The sequence below is a fragment of the Arenimonas caeni genome (assembly GCF_003024235.1).
GTDB lineage: Bacteria > Pseudomonadota > Gammaproteobacteria > Xanthomonadales > Xanthomonadaceae > Arenimonas > Arenimonas caeni.
Genome location: NZ_KZ679117.1, coordinates 1 through 1,106, shown reverse-complemented (window position 1 = coordinate 1,106; position 1,106 = coordinate 1). Strand labels below are relative to the sequence as shown.

General features: G+C 71.6%; 1 protein-coding gene. It reads left to right on the top strand.

Going from position 1 to position 1,106, the window contains the following annotated elements; all coding sequences use genetic code 11:
* On the top strand, positions 1 to 1,050 hold a 1,050-nt coding region (gene istA, locus C6N40_RS13840), incomplete at its 5' end, for an IS21 family transposase (protein WP_106991606.1).
* Between the last annotated feature and the right edge of the window lie 56 nt (positions 1,051 to 1,106).

Below are 1,106 nucleotides of genomic sequence, written 5' to 3'. Positions count from 1 at the left end.
GTGGCGCACATGAAGCTGTGCGCCAGCCGGGCGTTCTGGCTGGTGGCCTACCCCGGCCAAGGCCACGAGATGCTGTTCGACGCGCACCTTCGGTGCCTGACGGGCCTGGGCGGCGTGCCGCGCCGGGGCATCTACGACAACATGAAGACGGCGGTGGACAAGACGCCGCGGCCGGACCGGGCGCGCAAGGTGAACAACCGGTTCCTGGCGATGGCGACGCACTATCTGTTCGAGCCGGACTTCTGCAACGTGGCGTCGGGCTGGGAGAAGGGCCGGGTCGAGAAAGGCGTGCTCGATGGCCGCCGGCGCATCTGGCAGCGGGCGCAGGAACAGCGCTGGGCCAGCTTTGCCGAGTTGAACGTCTGGCTGGCTACACAGTGCACGCAAGGCTGGACGGCGCCGCACCCGGACTGCCGGGACATGAGCATCGCCGAGGCGCTGGCGCTGGAGCAGCCCGAGCTGATGCCGGTGCCGGTGGCGTTCGACGGCTATGTCGAGGCCGAAGCCCGGGTGTCGAGCACCTGCCTGGTGACGGTGGCGCGCAACCGCTATTCGGTGCCCTGCGCCCTGGCCGGGCACCGGGTGGTGGTGCACCTGTACCCGGAGCGGGTGAAGGTGGTGGCCAACCGCCAGGTCGTGGCCGAGCATGCCCGGGTGCTGGACCGGGACCGGGTGGTCTACGACTGGCGGCATTACGTGCCGCTGATTGAGCGTAAGCCCGGGGCGCTGCGCAACGGCGCGCCGTTCGTGGAGTTGCCCGAGCCGCTACGGCAGCTGAGCCGGCACCTGCTGCGCCGCGCCGGCGGCGACCGGGTGATGGCGCAGGTGCTGGCGGCGGTGCCGCGGTTCGGGCTGGAGGCGGTGCTGGTGGCGGTGGAACTGGCGCTGGAATCGGGCCGGCCCAGCGCCGAGCACGTCTTGAACCTGCTGGCGCGGCTGCACGAAGGGCCGCCGCCCGAGCGGGTGGAAACCGCCCTGACCGTGACCACCGCGCCGCTGGCCGACACCGCCCGCTACGACCACCTGCGTCCGGAGGTGGCCCATGACTGAGCTGATGGCGGCGTTCAAGGCGCTGCGCCTGCACGGCATGGCCACCGGCTACGCCG